The sequence below is a fragment of the Kitasatospora sp. NPDC023120 genome, from assembly GCF_055560835.1.
Window position 1 is genome coordinate 207,812 of sequence record NZ_JBVHHY010000009.1, and the last position, 23,391, is coordinate 231,202.

Genomic DNA, 23,391 nt, shown 5'->3' on the forward strand with positions numbered 1-23,391 from the left:
CCGCCCGCGCCGCCCGCGCCGCCCGCGCCGCCCGCGCCGCCCGCGCCGCCCGCGCCGCCCGCGCCGCCCGCGCCGCCCGCGCCGCCCGCGCCGCCCGCGCCGCCCGCGCCGCCCGCGCCGCCCGCGCCGCCCGCGCCGCCCGCGCCGCCCGCGCCGCCCGCGCCGCCCGCGCCGCCCGCGCCGCCCGCGCCGCCTGCGCCGCCTGCGCCGCCTGCGCCGCCCGCGCCGCCCGCGCCGCCCGCGACTGCCGCGCCGGCGTGGTCGCCTACGCCTGGGGCGCGGGCCGCAGCCTGCCCGCGATCAGCGTCCCGAGCCGGTCCAGCCCGACGACGAGGGCGGCGAGCAGGACGAACTCGACGGTCAGCTGGGCGATCTGGCCCCAGACGTAGCCGTAGCCCTTGGTGGTCGGGTCGAAGAAGAAGTACGGGTAGGGAGTCGGGTAGTCGTCGAACAGCGCGTTGCGGGCGAGCACGATCGCCGCGTAGCCGAGCGGGAAGGCGAGCCAGAGCGGTATGTCCTTCCAGGCGGCCGCGTTGCGCGGCTTCAGCACCAGCCAGTCGACGATCACCATCACCGGCGTGACGTAGTGCAGGAAGAACGACGACCAGTGCGCCAGCCTGTCCGGCCCGCTGACCAGCCCGGGCAGCGGGTTGGCGCCGTGTTGCAGCAGGACGTGCGAGACCAGCCCGGTGATCAGGATGTACAGCGTGGCGGCGCCGCGCAGCCGGGGCGCGGGCGCGTCCACGGTGCCGCGCCGGTTCATCCAGTACACCGCTCCGATGAAGTAGCCGAGCACGATCACGTTGCTCTGCACGGTGAAGTACACCAGCGGTGCCGTCCCGAGGGTCAGGCCGAGGCCCGCCGAGAGCACGATTCCCATGCGCCACCACAGCGCGGGGCGGGTCCGGACTGTCATGCGGCCACCAGTTCGTTCCAGGCGATACGGGAGGTATCGGACGGTTCAGGGGAAACTCGCACTCTACTCGCCGGTACCGACGAGGTGGAACCCGTGTGCGTCTCCGGAATCCCCGCGTGCGACTCCCGGAACCTCCGAGGCCTCCTGCCGTGCTCAGCCCGGCAGCACGAACCCCGACTCGTACGCGGCGATGACCGCCTGGGTGCGGTCCCGCGCGCCGAGCTTGGCGAGCACGCTGCCGACGTGCGTCTTCACCGTCTCCTGACTCACCACCAGCCGCGCGGCGATCTCCCCGTTGTTGAGCCCGGTGGCCATCAGCCGCAGCACCTGCCCCTCCCGCTCGGTCAGCCGCCCGATCGGCCTGCGGGCGACCGCGGCCTCCCGGCGGCGGTCCGCGCCGTGGCGCAGCGCGAGTTCGCGGACGGCCGCCGGGAAGAGCAGCGAGTCCCCGCGTGCGACCAGCCGCACCGCCTGCACCATCTCCTCCGCCCGCGCCCGCTTCAGCAGGAACCCGGCCGCGCCGGCGCGCAGCGCGTCGTACACGTGGTCGTCGTGCTCGAAGGTGGTGACCACCAGGATCCGCGGCGGCTCGGCCATGGTGCCGACCAGCTGCTCGGTGGCCCGGATCCCGTTGATGCCGGGCATCCGGACGTCCATCAGCACGACGTCGGGCCGCAGTTCGCGCACCAGCGGGACGACCTCGGCGCCGTCGGCGGCCTCACCGACCACGATGAGGTCCGGCTCGGCGTCGATCACCACCCGCAGGCCCATCCGCACCAGCCGCTCGTCGTCCGCGATCACCACGCGGATGCCGTCGCCGCGTCCGTCGGTGCTGCTCGTCATGCCGTTTCCCCCGTCATACCGTTTCCCTCGTCCACCGTGCGGTCGTTCACCGTGCGGTCGTCCACCGTGCGGTCGTTCACCGTGCGGTTCCTCCCACCGGCAGCCAGACGGCCAGCCGCCACGTCGTCCCGTCCGCGCTGGGTCCCGCCGTGCTGCCGCCACGCAGGGCCGTCGCGCGCTCCCCGATCCCGCGCAGTCCGCGCCCGCCGCCGGGGCGGCTCGGACGGGCGGGGCCCAGCGGGTTGGTCAGCTCGATCTCCAGCCGGCTCCCGCTCAGCCCGACCCGCAGCCCGGCGGGGGCGGGACCGGCGTGCCGCAGCACATTGGTCAGGCCCTCCTGGACGATCCGGTACGCCTCGCGGGAGACCGGGTCGGGCAGGCCGGCCAGGCCGGGGTCCAGTTCGGCGTCCACCGTCACCCCGGTGCGGGCGAGTTGGCGCAGCAGGTCGTCCAGTCCGGCGAGGGTGGGCCCGCCCGGTCCGACGGCGTCCGGGTCCTCCTCGCGTAGCAGGCCGAGCACGGTGTCCAGTTCGGCGACGGCCGCCCGCGCGGTCTCCTCGATCGCCTGCAGCGCCTCGGCGGCGAAGTCGGGGTTGGTGCGCAGCACCCGGGCGGCCGCCGAGGCCTGGATGCCGACCGCGCTGAGCGCGTGCCCGACCGAGTCGTGCAGTTCGCGGGCCAGCCGGTTGCGCTGGGCGAGGACGGTGGCCCGGCGCTCGGCGGTGGCGAGCCGCTCCTCCGGGGTCGGGCCGAGCAGGGCGGGCGCCCAGCGGGCGAGCAGGGCGCCGCACACCGCGTTGGTGCCGACGATCAGGAGCAGGACGGCGAGGCCGAGGGTGACGCCGGTGAACATCCAGCCGGGGAAGTGCCTCTCCCACATCCGGACGAACTCCTCGGTCCCGGCGAAGCCGAACAGCAGCACCACCGCGAACGGCATCCCGGCCAGCGTCATCCCGGCGACCACCCCGCCGAAGAGGACGTGCAGCACGTACCAGAGCGCGGTGCGCCGCCGTGCCGCCCACGAGCGGGCCGGCCGGGTGGCCAGCTCCTCCGGCCGCGCCACCACGCACAGCGCCCGCGCCGCCGCGCCCTCCAGCGCCCGCACGGTCGGCACCAGCGCGGTGACGGCGGCCATCGGCAGCGAGGTCGACAACGAGAGGAGGTACAGCAGCAGTTGGCGGGCGGGCGGCAGGTCCGGGTTGAGCGCCCCGAACAGCACCACCGACAGCATCCAGTACGGCATCAGCAGGGCCCCGCCCAGCACCAGGTGCACCCAGCGCAGCCGGGCCCGCCGCCCGAGCACCGCCCCCGCCGCACGCCGCAGTTGCCTGCCCACCCCCGTGATCACCTGGGCGACTCTACGGCAGTCGCGCCCGTCCGGGCCGCCGGTCCGGGCGCTCCGGCTGCCGGTGCGACCCGGGCCGCTCGCTCGGTGAGTGCGATCGAGCCCACAGCCAGGATGAGGACCCCGGTCACCACCTGGGCCGCCTGCACCAGGGTGAGCAGCCCGGGCACCGCCATCGTCAGGTCCGGTACCCGGGTCGACGTCGAGCCGAAGGCCACCAGCTGCCAGCTGCCCCAGCTGAACAGCGAGCCGGCCGCCGTCCAGGTCACCACCAGCGGTGCGATGAGCCGACGCTGCGGCCGGACGCGGAACACCACCATCAGCAACGCCGCCGTGGCGGCCACCGCCATCACCGCGGACACCCCGTCCATCACGGCGATGCCCCGGTTGTGTTCCTCCGCCATCTTCTGCGGCAGTCCGGCGGTGCCGCCGAGCGCCCAGTACGCCCGGCCCGTCGCCACTCCCACGGCGAGCAGGGCGGCGACGCCGGCGAGGCTGCGCTGCACGGTCAGCGTCGCGGAGCGGGGCAGGTCGCCGATCCGGTCCCGCAGCAGCCCGGCCCAGCGGCGCCGGGCGTACGGCACGAAGGCGGTGATGATCGCGATGCCCTGCACGATGAACCCGCCGTACACCACGGTGAAGACCCAGCCGCCGACCCCGCCGGCGCCCTTCTGATCCGTCTGCTGCTCCGGCCCGAGCAGCAGCAGGGAGAGCAGCCACAGCGGCACCGCGACCAGGATCGTGCCGAGGAAGCCGGTCGCCACCCACATCGGGAAGGCCACCAGCCCGGCCGGCGCCCGCCGGCCCCACGGCCGGGCGAAGGACAGCGCCAGGGCGATGGCGATCGCGTCCATCCCGACGGTGATCAGGTTCAGCAGCCACAGCTTGTCCATCCCGGCGGGATCGTCCGTTCCCACCGGGTGGCCGGTCAGCCACAGCATCTTGAGCGTCAGATACGGCGCCGTCACGGCCACCGCGGTCCAGGCCGCTCCGGCCTGTACCGAACTCCCGTTGATTCGCATGCCCCCACGGTCGCCCGCGGCCCGCCCCGGCACCTCCGCCCGGCGCGCGATCCCCCTCCCCCCGGCGGGGGATCTTCTCCGCCCGCCGTCAGGCCATGCGGTGGATCAGCCGGTCCTCCTCGTCGACCCGCCCGTCCGGGTCCGCCACCAGCCCGAGCCGCTCGGCGAGCCGGCGCGAGGGCAGGTTGTCGGCCCAGATCAGGGCCACCACGGGGATCCCGGGGAACCGCGGCCGCCCCTCCGCCATCGCCGCCCGGGCCGCCTCCGCCGCGTACCCCTTGCCCCAGGCGGACGGCCGGAACCGGTAGTAGAGGTTGAACACCCGTTCCCCGTCCAGCGTGTGCAGGTAGAGCCCGGCGTACCCGATGACCACCTCGGGCTCCTCCCGGGTCGACACGGCGCAGTACCCGATTCCGTCCCGCACCCAGTCCGCCACGAACCCGTCCAGCGCCGCCTGCGCCTCGGCGCGGTCCCGCTGCGGACCGTTCGGGTTGTACCGGTTGGTCTCCGGATCCCCGTGAATGGCGAACATCGCCTCGACGTCGCCCTCCTGCGGCCGCGTGAGCACCAGCCGCTCGGAGACGGCGACGACCGTGCGGGCGGTGTGCTGGGCAGTGGTCATGATGGATCCCCGTTGTCTGTCGTAATGGCCGGATCGTAGGTTAGGTCATTACGTCGACGGGCGCCCGGACATTTTCCCGACCGCGCCCCCCGGCGTCGGGGCGGACCGGTGTCGAGGTCTTGTTACCGGCGGGTCGCTTGCCTATCATCCCGAGTGTTACAGCTTTACTGTCAAACCCCGAAGGGTTCTGCGGCCAGTGCGTGACACAAGCAGTCCACCGGACGGTGGCGGCCCGGCTTCTTCGGCCTGCGGGCCGTTGGCGGGTGTGCGGGTGGTGGAGCTCGCCGGGATCGGACCGGGGCCGTTCGCGGCGATGCTGCTGGGGGACCTCGGGGCGGACGTGGTGCGGGTGGACCGGCCGGAGCCGTCGCCGCTCGGGCCCGATCCGGCGTACGACCTCAGCAACCGCAACAAGCGCTCGGTGCTGGTCGACCTGAAGTCGCCCGAGGGGCCCGGGCTGGTGCTGGACCTGGTCGAACGGGCCGACCTGCTGATCGAGGGCTACCGGCCGGGCGTCGCGGAGCGGCTCGGGGTCGGTCCAGAGGCGTGCCTGGCGCGCAATCCGGCACTGGTGTACGGGCGGATGACCGGGTGGGGGCAGCAGGGCCCGCGGGCCGCGACCGCCGGGCACGACCTCGGGTACGCGGCGGTCGCCGGGGTGTTGGGGCTGGTCGCGGCACCGGGGGGCGCCGACGAGGCGCCCGGGATCCCGGCCAACCTGCTCGGCGACTACGCGGGCGGCTCGCTCTACCTCGTCGTCGGCCTGCTCGCCGGGCTGCACCACGCCCGGGCCACCGGTGCGGGCCAGGTGGTGGACGCCGCGATCGTGGACGGCGCGGCGCACCTCGGCAGCATGCTGTGGGGTCTGCTCGCGGCCGGCCACTGGCAGGACCGCCGGGGCGTCAACCTGCTGGACGGCGGCGCCCCGTTCTACGCCGTCTACCGGACGTCCGACGGCGGGCACCTGGCCGTCGGCGCGCTGGAGCCGCGCTTCTACGCCGAGTTCGCCCGGCTGCTGGAGCTCGGCCCGGACGCGCCCGGCCAGTACGACCTCGCCCGCTGGCCCGAACTGCGCGCCCTGATCGCCGCCCGCTTCGCCACCCGGACCAGGGCCGCGTGGGAAGCCGTCTTCGCGGGCTCCGACGCCTGCGTGGAACCGGTGCTGACGATGCGGCAGGCGGCTGCGGACGAACACCTGTCGGCGCGCGCCACGTACGTCGAGGCGGACGGCGTCACCCAGCCCGCCCCCGCCCCCCGGTTCTCCGCCACGCCCGGCGCGCTGCGCCGCCCGCCGGCCCGGCCGGGCGCGGACACCGCCGAGGTGGCCCGGGACTGGGACGTCCCTTCCCTCGGCTCCGCGGCGGACGAGCCCACTGCGGGTGACCCCGTGGCGGCCGGGTCCGCGGCGGGCAGGCCCGTGGCACACAACTCCGCGTCAGAGCAAGGAGAGTAGCGTTGCAGCGCGAGATCTTCACCGAGCAGCACGACGACTTCCGGGCCACCGTGCGGGCCTTCCTCGCCAAGGAGGTGCTGCCGCACTACGACCGCTGGGAGAAGGCCGGCATCGTCGACCGCTCCGCCTGGATCGCGGCGGGCCGCCAAGGCCTGCTCGGCCTCGCCGTCCCCGAGGAGTACGGCGGTGGCGGCACCCCGGACTTCCGCTACGCCGCCGTGCTGGCCGAGGAGTTCGCCCGGGCCGGGGCCTCCGGGCTGGCGATCGGCCTGCACAACGACATCATCGGCCCCTATCTGACCTCGCTCGCCACCGAGGAGCAGAAGCGCCGCTGGCTGCCCGGCTTCTGCTCCGGCGAGCTGATCACCGCGATCGCGATGACCGAGCCCGGCACCGGCTCCGACCTGCAGGGCATCCGCACCCAGGCGGTCGACCGGGGCGACCACTTCCTGCTCAACGGCGCCAAGACCTTCATCTCCAACGGCATCCTCGCCGACCTGGTCATCGTGGTCGCCCGCACCACCCCCGAGGGCGGCGCGCACGGGCTGAGCCTGCTGGCCGTCGAGCGCGGCACGCCCGGCTTCGAGCGCGGCCGCAACCTCGACAAGATCGGCCAGAAGGCCCAGGACACCGCCGAGTTGTTCTTCGAGGACGTCCGGGTGCCGAAGGAGAACCTGATCGGCGAGCTCAACGGCGGCTTCGTCCACCTGATGCAGAACCTTGCCCAGGAGCGGCTCACCATCGCGGCCGCGGCGATCGCCGGCGCCGAGTACCTGGTCGAGATCACCACCGACTACGTCAAGCAGCGCGAGGCCTTCGGCCGGCCGCTCGCCAAGCTGCAGCACGTCCGCTTCGAGATCGCCGAACTCGCCACCGAGTGCGCCGTCACCCGGGCCTTCGTCGACCGCTGCATCACCGAGCACAACCGCTACGCGCTCACCCCGGCCGACGCCTCGATGGCCAAGTGGTGGGCCACCGAACTGCAGAAGCGCACCGCCGACCGGTGCCTCCAACTGCACGGCGGCTACGGCTACATGAGCGAGTTCCCGGTCGCCCGGGCGTTCACCGACGGCCGCATCCAGACCATCTACGGCGGTACCACCGAGATCATGAAGGAGATCGTGGGCCGCTCCATCCTCGGCTGACCGCTCCGCCGGATCCTCGGCCGGCCGCTCCGCCGAATCCTCGGCTGAACCTCCGCCAAGCCAAGCCCCCCGCCCCGAAAGGCATTCCCATCGTGACCACCGAAGCGTACGTCTACGACGCGATCCGCACCCCGCGCGGCCGGGGCAAGGCCAACGGCTCGCTGCACGGCACCAAGCCGATCGACCTGGTCGTCGGCCTGATCCACGAACTGCGCCGCCGATTCCCGGAGTTGGACCCGGCGGCGATCGACGACATCGTGCTCGGCGTGGTCAGCCCGATCGGCGACCAGGGCTCCGACATCGCCCGGATCGCCGCTGTCGCGGCCGGCCTGCCCGACACCGTCGCCGGCGTCCAGGAGAACCGCTTCTGCGCCTCCGGCCTGGAAGCCGTCAACCTGGCTGCCGCCAAGGTCCGTTCGGGCTGGGAGGACCTGATCCTGGCCGGCGGCGTGGAGTCGATGTCCCGGGTGAAGATGGCCTCCGACGGCGGCGCCTGGTTCGCCGACCCGATGACCGCGTACGAGACCAACTTCGTCCCGCAGGGCATCGGCGCCGACCTGATCGCCACCATCGAGGGCCTGTCCCGCACCGACGTGGACGCCTTCGCCGCCGAGTCCCAGGCCCGCGCCGCCAAGGCCCAGGCGGACGGCCTGTTCGACCGCTCGGTGGTCCCGGTGCGCGACCGCAACGGCCTGGTCGTGCTGGAGCGCGACGAGTTCATCCGCCCCGGCACCACCGTCGAGACCCTGGCCGGCCTCAAGCCCTCCTTCGCCCAGATCGGCGAGGCCGGCGGCTTCGACGCCGTCGCGCTGCAGAAGTACCACTGGGTGGAGGCCATCGACCACGTCCACCACGCGGGCAACTCCTCCGGCATCGTGGACGGCGCCGCCCTCGTCGCCATCGGCAACCGCGAGATCGGCGAGCGGTACGGGCTGCGCCCGCGCGCCCGGATCGTCTCCGCCGCCGTCTCCGGCTCCGAGCCGACCATCATGCTCACCGGCCCCGCCCCGGCCACCCGCAAGGCGCTCGCCAAGGCCGGGCTCACCGCCGCCGACATCGACCTGGTCGAGATCAACGAGGCCTTCGCGGCCGTCGCGCTCCGCTTCATCCGCGAACTCGGCTTCCGCCCCGACCAGGTGAACGTCAACGGCGGCGCGATCGCCCTCGGCCACCCCCTCGGCGCCACCGGCGCGATGCTGCTCGGCACCGTCATCGACGAGCTGGAGCGGCGCGACCTGCGCTACGGCCTGATCACCCTCTGCGTGGGCGGCGGCATGGGCATCGCCACCATCGTCGAGCGCGTCTGACCCCCTCCCCGCGATCTGGAGACCGTGAACCCATGAGCGACACCACCACCATCCGCTGGGAGCAGGACCAGGACGGCGTGGTCACCCTCGTCCTCGACGACCCCACCCAGTCCGTCAACACCATGAACGAGGCCTTCACCGCCGACTTCGAGACCGTGGTCGGGCGGCTGGCCGAACTCGGCGACTCGCTGCGCGGCGTCGTGATCACCTCCGGCAAGAAGACCTTCTTCGCCGGGGGAGACCTTCGGATGCTCTCCGCCGCCCGCCCCGAGGACGCCGAGGCCGTCTTCGAGAAGTCCATGCGGATCAAGCGCTCGCTGCGCACGCTGGAGACCCTCGGCAAGCCGGTCGTCGCCGCCGTCAACGGCAGCGCGCTCGGCGGCGGCCTGGAGATCGCCCTCGCCTGCCACCACCGGATCGCGCTGGACACCCCGGCGAGCCGGATCGGCCTGCCCGAGGTCACCCTCGGCCTGCTGCCCGGCGGCGGCGGAGTGGTCCGCACGGTGCGGCTGTTCGGCATCACCGATGCCCTGCTGAAGTTCCTGCTGCAGGGCCGCCAGTACCGCCCGGCGCAGGCGCTGGAGCACGGACTGGTGCACGAAGTGGTGGACACCCCGGACGAGCTGACCTCCCGGGCGCGCGCCTGGATCGAGGCCAACCCGACCGCCGTCCAGCCCTGGGACGTCAAGGGCCACAAGATCCCCGGCGGCACCCCGTCGAACCCGGCCTTCGCCGCCAACCTGCCCGCCTTCCCCGCCAACCTGCGCAAGCAGCTGAACGGCGCGCCCTACCCGGCCCCGCGCAACATCCTGGCCGCCGCGGTGGAGAGCGCCCAGGTGGACGTCGACACCGCGATGGCGATCGAGGCCCGCTACTTCACCGAGCTCGCCTGCGGCCAGACCAGCAAGAACATGATCCAGGCGCTGTTCTTCGACATGCAGGCCGTCAACTCCGGTGCCGGGCGCCCCAAGGAGGTCGAGAAGCGGCTGGTCCGCAAGGTCGCCGTGCTCGGCGCCGGGATGATGGGCGCGGGCATCGCCTACGCCTGCGCCAAGGCCGGCATCGAGGTCGTGCTCAAGGACGTGAGCACCGAGGCCGCCGAACGCGGAAAGGCCTACTCGGAAGGGCTGCTGAACAAGGCCGTCGCGCGCGGCCGCTCCACCGAGGCCAAGCGCGACGAGCTGCTCGCCCGGATCACCCCCACCGGCGACCCCGCCGACCTGGCCGGCTGCGACGCGGTGATCGAGGCGGTCTTCGAGAACACCGAGCTCAAGCACAAGGTGTTCCAGGAGATCGAGGGCGTCGTCGCCCCCGACGCGCTGCTCTGCTCCAACACCTCCACCCTGCCGATCGGCCTGCTCGCCGAAGGCGTCGAGCGCACCGGCGACTTCATCGGCCTGCACTTCTTCTCGCCGGTCGACAAGATGCGGCTGGTCGAGATCATCCGCGGCCCGCAGACCGGCGACGAGGCGCTCGCCCGCGCCTTCGACCTGGTCCGGCAGATCGACAAGACCCCGATCGTGGTCAACGACTCGCGCGGCTTCTTCACCTCGCGGGTCATCGGCCAGTTCCTCAACGAGGGCGTCGCCATGGTCGGCGAGGGCATCCACCCGGCCAGCATCGAGCAGGCCGCCGCCCAGGCCGGCTACCCCGCGAAGGTGCTCTCCCTGATGGACGAACTCACCCTCACCCTGCCGCGCAAGATCCGCGACGAGTACCGGCGCTCGGTCGAGGCCGCCGGCGGCACCTGGACGTCCCACCCGGCGGACGCCGTGATCGACCGGATGGTCGACGAGTTCGGCCGCCCGGGGCGCAGCGGCGGCGCGGGCTTCTACGAGTACGGCGAGGACGGCAGGCGCGGGCGGCTCTGGCCGGGGCTGCTGGAGCACTTCGCCGGGTCCGGTGGTGCCTCGGGTGCCGGCTCGGGCTCCGTTTCGGGCCCCGGCTCGGGCTCCGTTTCGGGTGGCGCCGAGGTGCCGTTCGAGGACCTCAAGGAGCGGATGCTGTTCAGCGAGGCGCTGGACTCGGTGCGCTGCCTCGAGGAGGGCGTGCTGACCTCCGTCGCCGACGCCAACGTCGGCTCGATCCTCGGCATCGGCTTCCCGGCCTGGACCGGCGGCGTGTTCCAGTACATCAACGGCTACGAGGGCGGCCCGGCCGGCTTCGCGGCCCGCGCCCGCGAACTCGCCGCCGCGTACGGCGAGCGGTTCGCACCGCCGGCGCTGCTGGAGCGGATCGCGGCGGAGGGGCGGACGTTCACGGACTGACCCTCGTCGCCGGTATGGGGTGACGGCGGTCGGGCGGTCGGGGGCGGGGGACGGGTGGGGCCGTGCGTGGCGCGGCCCCACCCGTCCCCCTTACTCCCCGCCCAGCTCCTCGCCCAGCTCCTCGCCCAGTTCCTCCCGGAGCGAGCGCTGGAACGCCGTGACCAGGGCCTGCGCCACCATCGGCTGGATGTGGTCCGTCAGCGCCTTCATCCGGGCCAGCTCATCCGGCGCCGGCTCGCTCTCCCGGTACGGCTTCCAGACCGTCTCGCGGAACAGCCGCTGCAACTCCCGTGCCGTCGCCCGGCTGTGCTCCAGCACCACTGCCCGGGCGGCGAGCAGCGTCTCCAGCGGGATCGGCACGTCCAGGATCCGTACGCCGAGCGGCAGCAGGCCCGGATCGACCCGGAACACCCCCGGGTCGTCGGTCCGCTCCAGCGCCCCCATCGCCGCCAGCCGCTCGACCTGCTCCTCCGACAGCCCCCGCCCGGCCCGCCGCTCAAGCTGCGCTCGCCCCAGCTCTTCGAGGGCCTCGGGTGTCCAGGACGCCACCAGCGCCCGGTGGATCGCCAGGTCCAGCGGCGTGCTGTCCTCCGGCAGCCGCGCCATGTACCGCTCGATCGCCGCCAGCGTCAGCCCCTGCCGCTGCAGCTCCTCGATCAGCTCCAGCCGGTCCAGGTGCGCCGCCCCGTACAACCCCACCCGGCGAGGTCCCAGCTCCGGCGGCGGCAGCAGCCCCTTCGTCCCGTAGAACCGCACCGTCCGCACCGTCACCCCGGCCCGCGCCGCCAACTCGTCCACCGTCAGCCGCACCCCGCCCACCACGGCGCCGCGCTCCCCCATCTGCTGCCTCCCGCACCGGCACACTCCTGCTGTGACAGCAGCAGTGTGACAGTGCAGCCGTCACCGGTCCACCGGTGGGCTGCGCGGGCGGCTCGTGCGCGGGCAGTCGGTGGTGGGCCTGGGGAGTCGGGGGATGTGTGCCACGCGGGTCGGTGGCGGTGGTGGTGGTGGTGGCGGTGGCGGTGGCAGTCGTGGTCGTGGTCGTGGTCGGGTATCGGGCCGCGTCGCCAGGGCGCGTGCGGGTGGAGGGGTGCGGGTTGAGGGGGGCGGGGAGGAGGAGCCCGCTGTGGGCTGCTACGCCGACGCCCCTGCCCTTCGGCCGGGGAGTCCGGTTCGGGGCAGGGGCGTGGGGGCGGGGGCTGTGGGCTCGGGGTGGGCCCGGGTGTAGCCCATCGGCTCGTTGGGGCCGAACCGGGTCCACCCGGGCGCCGGCGGCCTGGCCTCCGGCCGTCTGCGCTCCGGGGCCCCGGGCTCCCGGCGGCCCTGGGGGTCAGGCCAGGGCGGCGTGGTGGCGGCGGGTGACTTCGGGGTGGGCTCGGGTGTAGCCCTTCCACTCGTTGAGGCCGAAGTCGGCGAAGAGCGGGTTGTCCGGGTCCTCGGTGGCGCCGGGGGCGTGGTGGGCGAGCGGGAAGTCCAGTGGTGCGATGTGGGCGTCGAGGCGCGGGTTGTAGAAGAACGGGACGGAGTAGCGCTCGCGGGCTCCGGGCGGGCTGACCACGCGGTGGCTGGTGGCCTTGAGGTAGCCGTCGGTGGCCACCTCCAGCAGCTCGCCGAGGTTGACGACGAAGGCGCCGTCGAGCGGCGGGACGTCCAGGAAAGTGCCGTCCTCGCGCTCGACCTGGAGACCGCCCACGGTGTCCTGGAGCAGCAGGGTGATGAAGCCGTAGTCCTTGTGGGCGCCGACGCCCTGCCCGGCACCGTCAGGGGCGGTGCCGGGGTAGCGGACCAGCTTCAGGCGCAGGTGGGGGTGGCCCGCGAAGGCCTCGTCGTAGAAGTCGGGGCGGGCGCCGATCGCGGTGAGGAGTTCGTGCAGCAGCCGCTGGGCGACGGCACCGAGGCGGTCGATCCAGCCGAGCGCGGCGGTGCGCAGCTCGGGGAGCGCCTCGGGCCACTGGTTGGGGCCCTCCAGCCACCAGTACGGGGGCTCGCCGGTGCCGGGGACGTGCGGGGGCAGCTCGGCGCCGATGTCCAGCTGGTCGCGCCAGTCCTGGCTGCCGCCGGTCCGCTCGTCGCCGGTGCGGGTGTAGCCCCGGTAGTGCGGGGAGTTGAGGTTGCTCACGGCGAGCCGGTCGGCTTCGGGGAGGGCGAAGAAGGCGCGCATGGCCTGGGTGAGCGCGGCCGTTTCCTCCGGGGTGACGCCGTGGCCGACGAGCTGGAAGAAGCCGACGCCGGTGGCGGCGTCGCGGAGTTCGTCGTGCAGGCGGCGGCGGTCCTGCGGGCTACCGTCGGCGAGCGAGAGGTCGATCACCGGGAGGGCGTCCGCGGGGGTGGAGCCGGTGCCGGTTTCGGATATGGGCGTGTGCTGCTGCGTCATGTGTGACATCCGCTGGGTCTCGTCCCGGCCCGGCCCGGTGGTGACCGGGGCGCCGGAGCAACGCCTGGTGCGGCGGGTGCTCAGGGAGCCGGGAGGCGGGGGACGGCCGGGTGGGCCGTCGCTGAGGGGTTGGAGCGAGGTTCAGCCGGAGCGTCGACAGGACATGGTGGTCACGCGGAGCAGGTCCACGTGGCGGCGGCGAACAAGGATGAGCACGTCACCAGCCTAGATGACCGGTTCGGCGGCGGGCGAGCCCCCTGCAGCGGAGGGTCACTCGCCACTTGTCGGTGGTCCTTCAGGCGATGGTCGGGCGGCTGCCCACGTGCGGCGATCGGCGGCTCCTTTCAGGAGTTGTTGAGGTAGGCGAGGACGGCCAGGACCCGGCGGTTGTCGTCGTCGGAGGGCTGGAGGTCGAGCCGGACGAAGATCGACGCGGTGTGCTTGGCGACCGCCCGTTCGGTGATCACCAGCTGCTGGGCGATGGCGGCGTTGGAACGGCCCTCCGCCATCAGCCCCAGCACCTGCCGCTCGCGCGGGGAGAGGGTGGAGACCGGGCCGGCCGAGGAGTTGTGGGTGAGCAGCCGGGTGATCACCTCCGGATCCATCGCGGTACCGCCCTGGGCGACCCGCCGGACGGCGTCGATGAACTGGGTGCCGTCCATCACCCGGTCCTTGAGCAGGTAGCCGATCCCGCCGGTGCTGCCGGCCAGCAGCTCACGGGCGTACAGCTGCTCCACGAACTGCGACAGCACCAGGACGGGCAGGCCCGGGTGGGCCCGGCGGGCGGCCAGCGCTGCCCGCAACCCCTCGTCGGTGAAGCTCGGTGGCAGCCTGACGTCGACCACGGCGATGTCCGGCCGGTCGGCGGCCACCGCGGCGAGCAGCTGGTCGCCGGTCTCGACCGCCGCGGTGACCTTCATGTCGTTGGCCTCCAGCAGCCGGGTCAGGCCGTCCCGGAGGAGGAAGAGGTCTTCGGCGATGACAACGCGCACGGGATCTCCAGGTTCACGATGGTCGGACCACCGGACGGGCTGCTGATCGCCAGCACCCCGTCGAAGGCGGCCAGTCGGCGTTCGGTTCCGCTGAGGCCGGTGCCCCGGGACGGGTCGGCGCCTCCGCGCCCGTCGTCGGTGACCGATATCCGCAGCAGCCCGTCACTGTGCCCTATCTCGATCCACACGTGCGAGGCACCGGCGTGCTTCACCACGTTGGCCAGCAGTTCGGTGACCGCGAAGTAGGCGGCCGACTCCACCGGGGCCGGTGCCCGGCCGGGCAGGGCAGCGGCGAAGGTGACCGGCAGCGGCAGGTCCAGTGCGGTCGCCTGTACCGCGTCGGCGAGCCCGCGGTCGGCGAGCACCGGGGGGTGGATACCGCGGACCAGGTCCCGCAGCTCGGCCAGTGCCTTCACCGAGGACGCCCGGGCCTCGGCGAGCAGCGGGCCCAGGGCGTCCGGGTCGTCCTTGAGCTGCTCGGCGACGGTCAGCAGCATGCCGAGGGCCACCAGTCGGGCCTGCGCTCCGTCGTGGAGGTCCCGCTCGATCCGGCGCAGCTCGGCGGCCCCGGCGTCGATGGTGTCCGCCCTGGTCCGAGTCAGGTGGCTGACCTGGTGGGCGAGTCGGGCCTGCCGGGAGGGCCCGAGCAGAGTCCGGGCGGCCTTCTCGTGGATCCGCAGCACCGGCGGGGCGGCCCACAGGGCGGCCGCCGGGGCGGCGCACAGACCCATCCCGTAGACCATGCCCAGCGGGAAGAACGAGCCGTTCCGACCGAAGACCTCCAGAGCGATCGGGGTGAACAGGACGATCGCCGCGGTGAGCAGCACCACGAAGCCGGTGAGCAGGGCCCAGGCCGAGTCCCGCCAGGTCGCCGGGTCGGTCAGCCAGCCGCCGGCCCGCAGCCGCTGCCAGGGACCGGCGGCGCCGGCCGGGCGCCGGTACGGCACCGGGACCGGCCGCCCGCTCCACTTCCCGACCGTCCGCCTGCTCTCCGTCGCGATCCAGCGCGCGCCGAACAACCCGAGCACCAGCAGCGAGGGTGCCAACCAGAGCGAGCCCGACCGGCCGCCGGGCGCGGCGCCGCCGTACAGGTGCGTCGCCGTCACCGCGAGCGCGCCCGGCGCGAACAGGGCGGCCCCGACCGCCCGGCCACCACCGCCGGTGGCCCAGCACAGCGCCCAGAGGGCGACCGGCCCCAGCGGCGGCAGGAGGAAGAACGGGCCGCCCGGCCCGAACGGCCCGGCCTCGTCCGGGCCGAACAGCGCGGCGACCAGCAGGATCGGCCCGGCCAGCAGGGAGATCAGACCCGTCACGGCCAGTGTCACCACGTACCAGGCGCGCACGCCGTCCACGCAGGCCCGGCCCACCCGCCGGGCGACCCGACCCGCCGCTCCCGTCCACGCGTTTGCACGCGTTTCCGCAGGACCCTCAGTACGCACTGCCGCACGCACGTCCGTACTCGTTTCCGCACCCATGAGGCGCCCCCTCGCCGTCCCGGAGCCCCTGTCGGGGGCCTCGAAGCCCGTGGCCCCGGAGCCCCTGCGGGCCCCGGTTCCGATCTTTCGCAGGCTCAGTCTGCCCCGCAGCGACGGCCGGTGCTCTAGGCCTGAACACCCAGTTCGGGGTGTATCTGGATACACCTCGCAGACGCCGCTTAGACGGCTGTCACCACCCCTGCGCCGGTTCGTAGCGTGATGTCCCGTCAGCCGGTCCGGGTCCTCCCGGAGCCGGATCCCCGAACCGTGGAGGGCCCGTGAACGCGCCGATCATCCGGATCCGCGGCGTCAGCAAGACGTACGACCGGTCCGACGCCGCTATCCCCGCCCTGGCCGGGCTCGACCTGGAGGTACGGGCCGGCGAGGCGCTGGCGGTGCTCGGCCGCTCGGGCAGCGGCAAGTCCACCCTGCTGAACCTGATCGCCGGCCTCGACCGCCCGAGCGAGGGCGCGGTGGAGGTGGACGGCGTGGCCGTCCACGAGCTCGGCGAGGCCGCGCTGGCCGAGTACCGGCGGCGGCGGATCGGCATGGTGTTCCAGTTCTTCAACCTGCTGGACGACCTGAACGTCGAGGACAACGTGCTGCTCCCGGCCCAGCTCGCCGGGGTGCGGCGGGAGCAGGCCCGCGCCCGGGCCGGAGAGCTGCTGGAACGGCTGGGTGTGGCCCGGCACGCCAGGGCCTTCCCCGGTCGCCTCTCCGGCGGCGAGCGCCAACGGGTCGCGGTGGCCCGGGCGTTGATGAACCGCCCGCCGGTGTTGCTGGCCGACGAACCCACCGGGGCGCTGGACACCGCCTCGGCCGCCGACGTCCGCGACCTGCTGCGCGGGCTCAACGCGGAGGGCCAGACGGTGCTGCTGGTCACCCATGACACCACGCTCGCCGAGGCCTGCGCCGACCGGACGATCGAGCTGCTGGACGGCCGACTGGTCCGGGACACCGCGGCCGTGGCGGCCCCCGGGGGCACGCGGTGAGCGAGCGGAGCAAGCAGAGCAGGCGGAACGGGTGGAGCACGTGGAGCGAGCGGGGCCCGGGAAGACACCGGCGGCGTGCGAACGCCCCTGTCGAGCGAGAGGAGGTGGACGCATGAGTGCCCTCGGCAAGGTGGTCCGGGCCGGGGTGGGCCGCAAGCGGGTCCAGACCCTGGTCATCGTGCTCACCACGATGATGTCCGTGACGGCGTGCATCCTCGCGGTCGGGCTGCTGGTCGCCGCCCAGGGCCCGTACCAGCGCTCCTTCGCCGACCAGCACGGCGCGCACCTCAACGCGCTGTACGACCCGGACAGGGCGAGCCCCGCCCAGCTCGCCGCGGCCGCCCACGCGCCCGGTGTGACGGCCTCGGCCGGCCCGTACCCGGCGGTCACCGTCCAGCCGCGTTCGGGCGAGGACACCGAGCTCCCGCCGCCCGACAGCCTGCTCCCGCCGATGACGCTGGTAGGCCGGGCCCAGGACGGTCCGATGGACGGCCTGCGGATCACCATGGGCCGCTGGGTCGCGGGCCCCGGCGAGGTGGTGTTCCTGGACGGCCACTCGCCGCTGGCCGTCGGCGACAGCATGCGGTTCCCGGACCTGCCCGGGCACCCGACGCTCAAGGTGGTCGGCCTGGCGGCCTCCGTCTCCTGGAGCGCGGACGGCTGGATCGCCCCCGAGCAGGTCGCCGGGTTGACCGCGCCCGGCACGACGCCCGCCGTCCAGTACCTCTACCGCTTCGCCCGGGCCGGCACCGACGCCGAGGTGGAGGCCGACCACGCCGCGCTCGCCGCCGCGGTGCCGGCCGGTGCGCTCACCAGAGCGACGTCCTACCGACCCGCCCAGGCGGAGGCCGACCGGACGGCCTCGACCTTCGTCCCGTTCGTCACGGCCTTCGGGGTGCTCGGCCTGGCCATGTCGGTGCTGATCATCGGCGTCGTGGTCAGCGGCGCCGTCACCGCCGCCACCCGGCGGATCGGCATCCTCAAGTCCCTGGGCTTCACCCCGGCCCAGGTGGCGCGCGCCTACGTCGGCCAGGCGCTGATCCCCGCCGGGATCGGCACGGCGCTCGGGGTGCTCGGCGGCAACCTGCTCTCCGTACCGGTCCTCGGCATCGCCCGCAAGGCGCTGCGGGGAGGTCTGCTCGGCATCCCGCTCTGGGTGGACCTCGCCGTTCCGGCGGTGGCGCTGGCCGCCGTGACGGGCACCGCGCTGGTGCCGGCGCTGCGGGCCGGGCGGCTGCGCACGGTGGAGGCGCTCGCGGTCGGCCGGACGGCGCCGGGCGCCAGGCAGGCCGCCGGCCGGGGTGCCCAGGGCCGGGGCGGGGCGGCGGGCCTCCTCGCGAGGGTGCGGAACGGCATCGGTCGACTGCCGGTGCCGCGCTCGCTGAGCCTCGGCCTGGCGAGCCCGCTCAACCGGCCGGGCCGCTCGGCGACCACGGGGGCCGCGGTGGTGCTCGGTACGGCCGGGGTCACCCTCTGCGTCGGTCTGACGCTCTCGCTCGGCCTGCTCCAGGACGGCCTGGAGGCCGGGCGCACGAGCAAGGTCATGGTCCAGGTCCCGATCGAGGGCACCACCAGGCCGGCCGAGCACCTGGACGAGACGGCCGTGGCCCAGGCGATCGGCGCCGGCCAGGGCACCCGCGCCTGGTACAGCAGCGCCCCGACACCGGCGGCCGTGGCCGGGAACACCGGCCGCTCCGAGGTGGTCGCATTCAGCGGCGACGCCTCGTGGAGCGGCTACCAGCTGGTCTCCGGTCGCTGGTTCAGCGGCCCCGGCGAGGTTGTGGTGGGCACCGCCTATCTCCGTGCCAACCAGGCGAAGGTCGGCGACACCGTGACCCTCACCGACCACGGGCGCACCACCCCGGCGAAGATCACCGGTGAGGTCCTGGCCACGAGCGACGTCGTCTTCCTGGACCGGGCCGCACTGGCCCCGATCGGCGGCGCCGTGGCCGCCGAGGCGATCTCCTTCCACATCGACCTCACCCCCGGCACCGACGCGAAGGCGTACGCCGACGCGCTCGACCGCGTGGTCCAGCCCCTCGGGTTGAGCGCCGAGCTGGGGGAGCAGCAGATCAACATCGTGATGCTGGCGATGAACACCCTGGCGGGGACGCTCACGCTGCTGCTCACCGTGGTCGCGGGGCTCGGGGTGCTCAACACGGTGCTGCTGGACACCCGGGAGCGGGTGCACGACCTCGGGGTGCTCAAGGCGCTCGGGATGTCGCCCCGGCAGACCGTCGGCATGGTGCTCACCTCGGTCTGCGGCAGCGGTCTGGTGGCCGGGCTGATCGGGGTGCCGATCGGGATCGCGGTGCACCACCAGGTGATGCCCGCGATGGCCCGCGCCGCCGGAATCGGGGTGCCCGACGCGGATCTCGGTGTGTTCGACCCGGCGGTGGTGGGTCCGCTGATACTCGGCGGCCTGGTCCTGGCCCTGCTCGGCGCCGTTCTACCGGCCACCTGGGCGGCCCGGACCAGGACGGCCACCGCACTGCGGACGGAGTGACGGCAGGGGAGGGGCCCTGCCGGAGCCGCCCTCGGCAGGCCGGTGGACGGGGCCGCCCCTCCCCGCGCGGGAGCGGCCCGTCCAGCGGCGCAGAAGCCAAGGGCTCGGACGCCAGGGACCTGCGGCAACGGTCGCCGTCAGCCGTCAGCCGTCAGCCGTCAGCCGTCAGCCGGTACCCGGCAACCGGCGTCCGTCAGGACAGCCGTGCCGCTGCGTACGCCTCCATGGCGGCTCGCTGGTACGCGGCCAGGCCCGGGGCGATGGCCTCGTACACGGCGCTCCACTGCTCGTTCTCGGTGCAGGAGCGCGCGATCGCGAGGTACTCCTCCACCGGGACGGACCGGATGGTGCCGAGCAGCCGGTACTCCTCGTCGATCACGCTCTGGACGGGCTCGGCGCCGGCTGGGAGGCCGCCCGCCATCAGCTCGGCCAGGCGGATCATGCGCGCGGTCCGCTCGCGCTGCCCGGCCTCGACCTCGTCCGGGCTCATCGCGGCGGTCGCCTGCCGGGCCGCCTCGGCGTGCTCCGGGAAGTCGCGCAGGCTCGCGTCGACATCGGCGGGCTGGATGCCCTCGAACAGGTTCTCGGGGCGGTTGATGGTCATGGGCGTGCCGTCCTTCCGGGAGCGTTCCAGGTCGGCGATCGTGCGGGAAACGGTGGCGGCCAGGGCGTCCAACCGGTCGCGCTCGGCGACCAGTTGCCGGTAGTGGCCCCGCAGGGCGTCGAGCTCGTCCACCTGGTCGCCCAGGATCCGGGCGATCTCGGTCAGCCCCACGCCCAGCGCCCGCAGCACGAGGATCTGCTGCAACTGCAGCAACTGCCGCTCCTCGTAGTAGCGGCGGCCGTTGGAGCCGATCCCGGCCGGTGGCAGCAGCCCGATCTCGTCGTAGTGCCGCAGCGTCCGGGCGGTCACCCCGGACATCCGGGCGACCTCCGCAATCGGCCAGGCCATGGCCGCCTCCCTCGCTTCCGAGTCCCCACGTTCGTCGTACCGGGGCCGGTTCCTCCGGCCCTGGCCACGACGGTAGAAGCTGCCGCTGCGGCAGCTTCAAGCCCGAACTCCGACCCACCGGCGGAGCCTGTCTGCCCGGGCCCGTCCGTTCGGGGCCGCCCGTCCGGGCCCACCTGCCGCTGCCCCGGCGGCTACGCCTCGGCGAACCAGTCCAGGGACTGCCCGTGCGGCCCGGTGAAGGCCACCGGCCGTTCGTCCAGGGCGAGGGCGAACAGCCCGGATCCGGCCGGGGCCGGGCGGGGCAGGCGCCGGGCGACGGTCGGCAGCACGGAGACCGCCTCGTTGGAGATCCAGTGCCCGGGCAGCTCACGCATGGTCGCCGCGAACTCCTCCCGCCCCTCGGGCTGCAGGTACGCGAGGACGGCGCTGTGGAACACGACCGGCGTCGCCGCCGCCGGCACCTGCGCCACCAACTCCCGTACCGTCGCGTTGAGATCGCCGCGCACCAGCAGCGGCGGTTCAGCCCGGGCGACCCGGACGGCGCCGCGCAGCCGGTCCAGCCGGTGGGTCTGCTCCGGCCAGACCAGCGACTCCAGCCAGCGCATGTCGTCCTCGGCCCGGACGTCCAGTGGGTTGAGGTCGATCCCGGCCCGCCACACCACCTCCGGCAACCGCTCCCGCAGGGCCGCGGTGAGCGGTACCGGACCACTCACCGCGCAGTCCAGCGTCACCGGGCTCTCCGCAGCGCCGAACTCGGCCACCGGGATGCCCGCACCGCCCGCATGGCCTGAGCCGCCTGCATGGCCTGAGCCGCCTGCATGGCCTGAGCCATCCGCACTACGCCTACGGTCGACGTCGCCCGCCCGCCCGCCGGTACCGGTAGCGGTACCGGTCCGGGTACAGGCAGAGCCCGGCCGAGGCCCCCACCTCGATCAGCGCGAGCGGCTGCGGCAGCGTGGCCAGCAGCGGCAGCAGTGTGGCGCAGCGACCCGACTCGTTGGTCTGCGTCAGACGCTCCAGCATGGTCGCCGACGCCTCGTCCCAGTGGGCCGTCACCCAGTCGCGGAAGGCCGGCCAGCCCTCCGTCACCGGCCCGCCCAGGTGGCGGACGGCGCCGAACAACAGGTTCGGCTGCCGCTTGAGGCTCGGCAGCCCGTCCAGCAGCTCGCACAACCGGCCGTCCTCGGCGACATGTTCGTCCAGGTCCTGGTAGATCGCCGAGTTGCCGCGAGCCTCCCGCTCCGCGAACGCGCGGCAGAGGTTCCCCGTATCGCTGTGCACCTCTCGGATGTCCTTCCGGATGTCCAGGCGGATGATCGAATCGACCCAGCCTACGTCTGCTCCGTTCCGCCCCCGGCCGTCTCGGCGCGGCGGCCTGCTACGCGATCGCCTTCGCCTCCATGGCGCGGGCGTTCACGGGCGCACACCAGGACGGCAGCGCCACCGGCCCACTCGCCCTCTCCGCAGCCCAGCTCACCGCAGCCGCCGGGCTGAGCGCCCTCGCACTCCCGACTGTCGGCCCGCCGAACCCACTCTCCGGCGCCGACCCGCTCGGCCTGGTCGCCGTCACCGTCCTCGGGGTCGCCTGCGCCGGCGGATGACCCGGACGCGCTGCTCGGCCGGATGAACGCCACCTTCCGCTTCCTGCTCACCGGCGCGCCGGCGATCGGCTCCGCGCTCTCCAGGCTGCTCGGCGAACTCCTCGGCGAACTCCTCGGCGAACTCCTTGGCCCGCGCCCCACGCTCTGGCTCGGCGGAGTCGTCCTGACGACGGCCTTCCTGCCGCTGTTCCTCTCGCCGGTCCGCACCCGCCGCGCACTGCCGACCACCGGGTTCCCGTCCACGGACCGCACTCCGGCAGGCGGCGTCACCCCACCCGGGCCGGGCGGCGTCACCCCACCCGCGCCGGCCGGGCGGCGTCACCCGAGCATGCCGCCCATGTGCCCGTCCTCGGCGAGCAGCCGCCAGGAACAGCCGGGGGAGGCGAAGGCCTCCGGGTCGACGGCCTCCACCAGCCGGTCCACCACCGTGCTCAGCAGCGACTGCGGGTCGAACACCGCCCAGGTGTCGTGGCCCCGGCCGTAGTCCCAGCGCTCCCACTCGGCGCGCAGCCGCTCGTACGTCCACAGGGCGTAGAGCAGGGCGGACAGGTCGCGGTTCAGGTAGGCCTCGGGCTGGCCGTCGTCATACCAGTCCGGCAGCTCCAGCCGGCCGGTGACGCCGTCGAGGGCGATCGTGAGGTCCGTCGGCCAGTCACCGAGGGCGATGAAGTCCCGCTGGTACGGGCGATCCTCCTCGCCGTCGAAGTACTCCGGGTAGGCCTCGCCCAGGGTGACCAGCGGCTCCTCGCACATCCCGAACATCGCCCCGCCCAAGGGCAGTCCGACCTCGGTCAGCAGCTGCCGGGTCGGCTCGTGCACCAGCGCGGCGGGCAGGCACTCGGGTCGGAACCGGTGCACCCGGCCGGGGCCGTCGTCCTCGTCCGTCAGGGCCGCGAGCTCCGCCACCAGCTCCGGACCGACCTCGTACGCGGGACCGTCCGGACCGCCCGGCAGCGCGCCCCAGCCCAGCGCGTGTATCAGCAGCGCGGTGCCCCAGTGCGCGGGCGGCGTGGAGCCGTCCGCGAACAGGGCGGGATCGATCTCCCGCATCCGCCGTTCGGACCGCGCCATGACCTCCGCCACCACCGTCGGACCGCGCCGCCCCTCCAGGGCCTCCGGCCGCCGGGCGGCCTCGGCGACGGCCTCCACCTCCCGCACCAGCCCGGCCAGCGAGGCCAGGTCGGAGGCCAGCGGATCCCGGCGCGGGCCGCCGTTGTCCAGGAACACCTCACCGGTCGCCCCGTCCAGCAGCACCAGGTTGCCGACGGCGGCGAACGGCGCGCAGTAATCCGTCTCCCCGAGGACGAACAGCCGCCCCGCGTCCGCCGGGAACAGCCGCCCCGCGTCCGCCGGGAACGGCCGCAGCACCCCGAACTCCAGGAAGGCTCCCGCAGCCGGCAAGCCCTCCCGCGCCAGGAACTCCCGGCTCCCCGCGTGCACCACCCCAACCGGCGAACCCGTCACCTGCTCACACCCCACATATCCCCGCCCTTCCCCGGCCCTGTCCCCAGACCCTAGCGGCCCGGCAGGACATCGCCGCGCGGGTTCGGCGGGGGGAGGAGGTGGGGGTGTGGGTGGT

General features: G+C 74.1%; 20 protein-coding genes. 7 read left to right on the plus strand and 13 right to left on the minus strand.

All coding sequences use genetic code 11. The features are described from left to right. Window positions 1–265: 265 nt before the first annotated feature. The 5 genes from ACZ3TI_RS15770 to ACZ3TI_RS15790 form a co-directional block, all read right to left on the minus strand. The gene (locus ACZ3TI_RS15770) at window positions 266–916 is read right to left on the minus strand and encodes a Pr6Pr family membrane protein (RefSeq protein ID WP_465726755.1); all 651 of its coding nucleotides are present in this window, start codon (window positions 914–916) and stop codon (window positions 266–268) included. Between the two features lie 153 nt (window positions 917–1,069). Next, a complete protein-coding gene (locus ACZ3TI_RS15775) occupies window positions 1,070–1,759 on the minus strand; it encodes a response regulator transcription factor (RefSeq protein ID WP_465726756.1) in 690 nt (229 codons plus the stop codon). A 76-nt stretch (window positions 1,760–1,835) separates the two neighbouring features. After that, window positions 1,836–3,107: a sensor histidine kinase gene (locus tag ACZ3TI_RS15780; RefSeq protein ID WP_465726757.1), complete on the minus strand. Its 1,272-nt coding sequence runs from the start codon at window positions 3,105–3,107 to the stop codon at window positions 1,836–1,838. Continuing rightward, on the minus strand, window positions 3,104–4,126 hold the full coding sequence (locus tag ACZ3TI_RS15785; protein ID WP_465726758.1) for a hypothetical protein: 1,023 nt from the start codon (window positions 4,124–4,126) through the stop codon (window positions 3,104–3,106). The genes ACZ3TI_RS15780 and ACZ3TI_RS15785 overlap by 4 nt, the downstream gene beginning before the upstream one ends. Window positions 4,127–4,214: 88 nt before the next feature. Beyond that, the gene (locus ACZ3TI_RS15790) at window positions 4,215–4,748 is read right to left on the minus strand and encodes a GNAT family N-acetyltransferase (RefSeq protein WP_465726759.1); all 534 of its coding nucleotides are present in this window, start codon (window positions 4,746–4,748) and stop codon (window positions 4,215–4,217) included. 265 nt (window positions 4,749–5,013) lie between these two features. On the opposite strand from ACZ3TI_RS15790, the gene ACZ3TI_RS15795 reads away from it, so the two are divergent. The 4 genes from ACZ3TI_RS15795 to ACZ3TI_RS15810 all read left to right on the plus strand — a co-directional run bounded on the left by ACZ3TI_RS15795 (window position 5,014) and on the right by ACZ3TI_RS15810 (window position 10,920). Beyond that, window positions 5,014–6,201 (plus strand): CaiB/BaiF CoA transferase family protein, encoded by a 1,188-nt coding sequence (locus ACZ3TI_RS15795; protein ID WP_465726840.1) that lies wholly within the window; start codon window positions 5,014–5,016, stop codon window positions 6,199–6,201. A 2-nt stretch (window positions 6,202–6,203) separates the two neighbouring features. Next, window positions 6,204–7,346, plus strand: a complete 1,143-nt coding sequence (locus ACZ3TI_RS15800) for an acyl-CoA dehydrogenase family protein (RefSeq protein ID WP_465726760.1) — start codon at window positions 6,204–6,206, stop codon at window positions 7,344–7,346. Window positions 7,347–7,438: 92 nt separating this feature from the next. Further along, window positions 7,439–8,653, plus strand: a complete 1,215-nt coding sequence (locus tag ACZ3TI_RS15805; protein WP_465726761.1) for an acetyl-CoA C-acetyltransferase — start codon at window positions 7,439–7,441, stop codon at window positions 8,651–8,653. A gap of 32 nt (window positions 8,654–8,685) precedes the next feature. Continuing rightward, window positions 8,686–10,920, plus strand: a complete 2,235-nt coding sequence (locus tag ACZ3TI_RS15810; RefSeq protein WP_465726762.1) for a 3-hydroxyacyl-CoA dehydrogenase NAD-binding domain-containing protein — start codon at window positions 8,686–8,688, stop codon at window positions 10,918–10,920. A gap of 90 nt (window positions 10,921–11,010) precedes the next feature. Here ACZ3TI_RS15810 and ACZ3TI_RS15815 read toward each other — a convergent pair whose 3' ends face one another. The 4 genes from ACZ3TI_RS15815 to ACZ3TI_RS15830 form a co-directional block, all read right to left on the minus strand. Continuing rightward, complete coding sequence (locus ACZ3TI_RS15815; RefSeq protein ID WP_465726763.1) at window positions 11,011–11,760, minus strand: MerR family transcriptional regulator; 750 nt, start codon at window positions 11,758–11,760, stop codon at window positions 11,011–11,013. Window positions 11,761–12,250: 490 nt separating this feature from the next. Beyond that, a complete protein-coding gene (locus tag ACZ3TI_RS15820; RefSeq protein WP_465726764.1) occupies window positions 12,251–13,294 on the minus strand; it encodes an isopenicillin N synthase family dioxygenase in 1,044 nt (347 codons plus the stop codon). A 344-nt stretch (window positions 13,295–13,638) separates the two neighbouring features. Beyond that, window positions 13,639–14,286: a response regulator transcription factor gene (locus tag ACZ3TI_RS15825; protein ID WP_465726765.1), complete on the minus strand. Its 648-nt coding sequence runs from the start codon at window positions 14,284–14,286 to the stop codon at window positions 13,639–13,641. Beyond that, window positions 14,238–15,638 (minus strand): sensor histidine kinase, encoded by a 1,401-nt coding sequence (locus ACZ3TI_RS15830; protein WP_465726766.1) that lies wholly within the window; start codon window positions 15,636–15,638, stop codon window positions 14,238–14,240. The genes ACZ3TI_RS15825 and ACZ3TI_RS15830 overlap by 49 nt, the downstream gene beginning before the upstream one ends. Window positions 15,639–16,039: 401 nt before the next feature. On the opposite strand from ACZ3TI_RS15830, the gene ACZ3TI_RS15835 reads away from it, so the two are divergent. Both ACZ3TI_RS15835 and ACZ3TI_RS15840 read left to right on the plus strand, forming a co-directional pair. Beyond that, a complete protein-coding gene (locus ACZ3TI_RS15835) occupies window positions 16,040–16,753 on the plus strand; it encodes an ABC transporter ATP-binding protein (protein WP_465726767.1) in 714 nt (237 codons plus the stop codon). A gap of 112 nt (window positions 16,754–16,865) precedes the next feature. Continuing rightward, entirely contained in the window at window positions 16,866–19,259 is a 2,394-nt protein-coding gene (locus ACZ3TI_RS15840; protein ID WP_465726768.1) for an FtsX-like permease family protein, read from the plus strand. A gap of 193 nt (window positions 19,260–19,452) precedes the next feature. Here the strand turns inward: ACZ3TI_RS15840 and ACZ3TI_RS15845 are convergent, their stop codons facing one another. The 3 genes from ACZ3TI_RS15845 to ACZ3TI_RS15855 form a co-directional block, all read right to left on the minus strand. Next, on the minus strand, window positions 19,453–20,211 hold the full coding sequence (locus ACZ3TI_RS15845; RefSeq protein WP_465726769.1) for a MerR family transcriptional regulator: 759 nt from the start codon (window positions 20,209–20,211) through the stop codon (window positions 19,453–19,455). A 191-nt stretch (window positions 20,212–20,402) separates the two neighbouring features. After that, entirely contained in the window at window positions 20,403–20,972 is a 570-nt protein-coding gene (locus ACZ3TI_RS15850) for a DUF2332 family protein (RefSeq protein WP_465726770.1), read from the minus strand. A gap of 82 nt (window positions 20,973–21,054) precedes the next feature. Further along, window positions 21,055–21,492 carry a DUF2332 family protein gene (locus ACZ3TI_RS15855; RefSeq protein WP_465726771.1) on the minus strand — a complete coding sequence of 146 codons (438 nt, stop codon included), beginning with the start codon at window positions 21,490–21,492 and terminating at the stop codon, window positions 21,055–21,057. A gap of 119 nt (window positions 21,493–21,611) precedes the next feature. Here ACZ3TI_RS15855 and ACZ3TI_RS15860 point away from each other — a divergent pair, with 119 nt between their 5' ends. Further along, window positions 21,612–21,812, plus strand: a complete 201-nt coding sequence (locus ACZ3TI_RS15860; RefSeq protein ID WP_465726772.1) for a hypothetical protein — start codon at window positions 21,612–21,614, stop codon at window positions 21,810–21,812. Between the two features lie 318 nt (window positions 21,813–22,130). On the opposite strand, the gene ACZ3TI_RS15865 is transcribed toward ACZ3TI_RS15860, so the two are convergent. Then, the gene (locus tag ACZ3TI_RS15865; RefSeq protein WP_465726773.1) at window positions 22,131–23,276 is read right to left on the minus strand and encodes an SUKH-4 family immunity protein; all 1,146 of its coding nucleotides are present in this window, start codon (window positions 23,274–23,276) and stop codon (window positions 22,131–22,133) included. Between the last annotated feature and the right edge of the window lie 115 nt (window positions 23,277–23,391).